General features: G+C 71.3%; 2 protein-coding genes. Both read right to left on the reverse strand.

What is annotated here, in order from left to right:
• Nucleotides 1–202, reverse strand: a 202-nt coding sequence (locus QK444_RS34155; RefSeq protein WP_282786145.1) for a hypothetical protein, incomplete at its 3' end; no start/stop codon positions are given.
• Nucleotides 199–3,589, reverse strand: a 3,391-nt coding sequence (locus QK444_RS34160) for an amino acid adenylation domain-containing protein (RefSeq protein WP_282786146.1), incomplete at its 5' end; no start/stop codon positions are given. The genes QK444_RS34155 and QK444_RS34160, both read right to left, overlap by 4 nt.

Consider the following 3,589-nt stretch of genomic DNA (forward strand, 5'->3'; position numbering starts at 1 on the left):
CGGCTCCGGCACTGTGTATCCGGTCCGCGACGGGCACGCCGGTGCAGTTCACGACCACCGCGCAGCCGGTGGCCCAGTGCCGCAGGTCGGTGAAGTCCGCGCGGGTGCCCGGCCGCACGGCGTGATCGGAGAGCATGCCGAGCAGGGCCGACCCGACGGCTCCGGTCGCGCCGAGCACTCCGATGACGGGGCCGGCCGTCACAGCCGCGCGGTGAGGTCGTGGGCCAGGCAGGTGAAGTGGTTGCCGGGAATCTCCACGACATCGAGCCGACCCAGGCACACCGTGGACCAGTAGTCGGTGAGATCGCCGGACATGCCGGAGACCAACCGCATCCCCTCGCGCGGTCGCAGCAGGGTGATGTCACCGGCGTACAGCGGCGGCGCGTGCCGACTGGCCGCTTGGAAGCTGTTGCGGAACACCGCGAACTGGTGCGGGTCGGTGGTGATCCGCGCGATCCGCTCCTCCGGTGACAACTCCGCGAGGCCGCCGAAATCGAGTGATCCGGCGGGTATCCGGCCCGGGGTGGCGGCCAGGATGTCGGCCAGGGCGCGACCGAGTTCCTCGGTGTCGCCCGGATATCCCAGTGTCGTGGGGTCGGCTCCGAGCGCCTGCGCGAAAGTGCCCTCCAGCACCATGGGCTCCTCCACCTCGAATTCCGGTGGGTAGCTGCTGATCACGGTGAGCCGGTCCACGCTGCCGCCGCGTTCGGTGAAGGTCCGGGCCACCTCGGTGGCGAGCAGGCCGCCCAGGCAGTAGCCGACCAGGCGGATGGTGGTGTGCCCGGCCGCGAGCAGCGCGTCGGCGTAGTCCGCGGCGAGGCGGTCGATGAGGACCTCCGGGGCGATCTCGGCGAAGGCGCGGGGGTCGGGCACCGCCAGGCCGAGCACCCGCCGGGTCGCCGACAGGCGCGCGGCCAGCCGTTGATAGGGGGCCATGGTGCCCAGCCCCTCGTGCACCAGGACGATGACCGGGTGCGGGTCGCTGGGCGGGCCGCCCAGGTCCACCAGCGGCGTTGCGGGAGCGGCGGATTCGGGGTCACCGGCCGCACGCAGGTGACCGGCCAGGTCGGCGAGGGTGGGCTGATGGAGGAGCTGGCGCAGGATGCTGTCGAAGTAGAGCGGGTGCGCGAGGGTCACCTCCTGCTGCACCCGGCCCGCGATCTGGCTCAGCATGACCGAATCCGCGCCGAGCCCGAACAGATTGGCGGTGCGCGGAATATGGCGGCGGCGCACCACATCCGCGATGATGCCCGCGAGTTGACGCTCGAGTTCGTCGCGGGGTTCGTCGTCCGTTCCGGTCGCCCGATCCGCCGCGGCGGTGCGGATATCGGCCAGCGCCGCCAGGGCGCGCCGGTCCACCTTGCCGTTGTCGGTGAGCGGCAGTGCGGGCAGGGTTTCGATCACGGCGGGAACCATGTAGTCGGGCAGGGTGGCGCGCAGCCGATCGGTGATCGAGGGGCAGGCGACGAAAACGTGCTGCCCCAGCGGTTCCAGAGGGTGTCCCGGTTCCGGAAGGCAGGTCACCTGTCCGAACGGCTCGAGTTCGGACAGCCATTCCTCGCGGGTCAGGAAGGTGCGCCCGGTGTCGGCGCGCTGGTCCTCCGGCGCGGTCATCATGAACGCCTGCGAGGCCAGCACCTCGTGATGTTCCCGGGTGGGCTCGGTGATCACCAGGGTGCCGCCGGGTGCGAGGAGTTCACGCAGCCAGCCCAGGGTGCGGCCGGTGTGCCGGGCGTTGTTGAGCACGCCCGCGCACAGGATGAGGTCGAAGGACTCCGGTGCGAAGCCCTGCTCGCGGGGCGGGACGTCGATGTCGTAGCGGGCGAAGGTCAATCCGGGAAAGCGGGCGCGTCCGTGCTCGAGCAGGTACGGCGACACATCGGTGTAGACGTAGTCGCGGGTCGGCGCGTATCCGGCGGCGAGCACCTCCGCCGTCGTCGCGCCCACCCCCGCACCGACCTCGAGCACCCGGCGCGGCGCACGCCGCCGCACCGCCTCGGCCGCGACGGCATTGAGGTACCGGGTCATGATGTTGGTCCGGTAGGCGGCCTCGGCCACCGCCATCCCCCCGTCGGGGAACATGAGCGTCATGGGATCCAGCTCACCGCGCAACACCTCGGGCATGGACTGCGCGCAGGTGTGCAGATAGTCGATCAGCCGCTCGTCACACAGGTCCGGCACGGCCAGTTCCCGCACCCGCTCCCAGACACCGGTCGCGCCGCGATCGGCGACCGAGGCAGCGGCGGCGGTGCGGGCGCCGGTGCCGGCAATTTCAGGGGACGGGTTGTCCCGCAGCACGTTTCGCCAGCGGCGCAGCAGCTCACGGTGGCGGGGGGCGACCTCGTGATCGGCCACCGCGTCGACGGCGGCGCGGGCGTCGGCCAGGACGGCCGCGTCCAGCGCGTGCGCGAAGTCGGCGATTCGCTCGGCCTCGACTTCTCCCGATGGCGCACCGGCGGCGGACTTCCGCAGGACCTCGGCACCGGCCTGGTGCAGCGCGGACTCGGTGAAGGCCACCAGCCGCCGCGCGGTGCCCTCACCCTGGACCACCACTGCTGCCGCCGCGACCTCCGGGTGCGCCGCCAGTGCCGCCTCGACCTCGGCGAGTTCGATACGATGCCCGCGCACCTTCACCTGATTGTCAGCGCGGCCGAGGAATTCGATGGTCCCGTCGGGCAGATAGCGCCCGAGATCGCCGGTGCGGTACCAGCCGTCGCCGAACTTCCGTTCGGTCAACCCATCATCATCACGGTACCCGAGCGCCACTCCCGCGCCGCCGATCCACAGTTCACCCGGCACCCAGTCCGGGCAGTCCCGGCCGAGCGCGTCGACAATGCGGAAACGCTGATTGGCCAAGGGTTTTCCATAGGGCACACTGGTCGCCCCCGGCGCCAGGTCTTCGATCTCGTGGCCGATGGACCAGATCGACGCCTCCGTCGCGCCGCCCAGGCTGATCAGCCGCGCCTTCGGCAGCCGCTCCCGCAGCTGCGCGGGCAGCGCCACCGGGATCCAGTCGCCGGACAGCAACGCCACCCGCACCGAGGGCGCGTCGCCGGGCAGATAGTCGGCGAGCATCTGCGCTTGGGCCGGAACGGAATTCCAGATGGTCACGCCGTGGCCGGTGATGAGTTCGGCCCAGTGCGACGGATCGGCGCGCCGGTCCGGATCGGGCAGGACGAGGCAGCCACCCGCGCCCAGCACGCCGAAGATGTCGTACACGGACAGGTCGAATCCGAGTTGGGCCAGCCCCAGCACCCGGTCGTGCTCGGTGACCTCGAATCGGGAGTTGATGTCCTCGATGGTGTTGCGCGCGGCCGCGTGCGAGATCATCACACCCTTCGGGGTGCCGGTGGACCCGGAGGTGTAGATCACGTACGCGAGCGCGTCCGGGTCGATTCCGGGTGACGGCGGCTCGGCGACATCCGCGCCGGTCTCCGGGATCTCGGTGAGCACGTGGTCGATTCCGTCGAGCATGGCGGCGCGGCGCGGGGCGGGCTGATTGGTGTCGACCGGAACGTACGCGGCCCCGGCGAGCACGACGCCCAGCACCGCGGCGATCTGGTCGAGGCCCTTGTCCATGGTGACGGCC

The sequence above is a fragment of the Nocardia sp. CC201C genome (assembly GCF_030010695.1).
Classification (GTDB): Bacteria; Actinomycetota; Actinomycetes; order Mycobacteriales; family Mycobacteriaceae; genus Nocardia; species Nocardia otitidiscaviarum.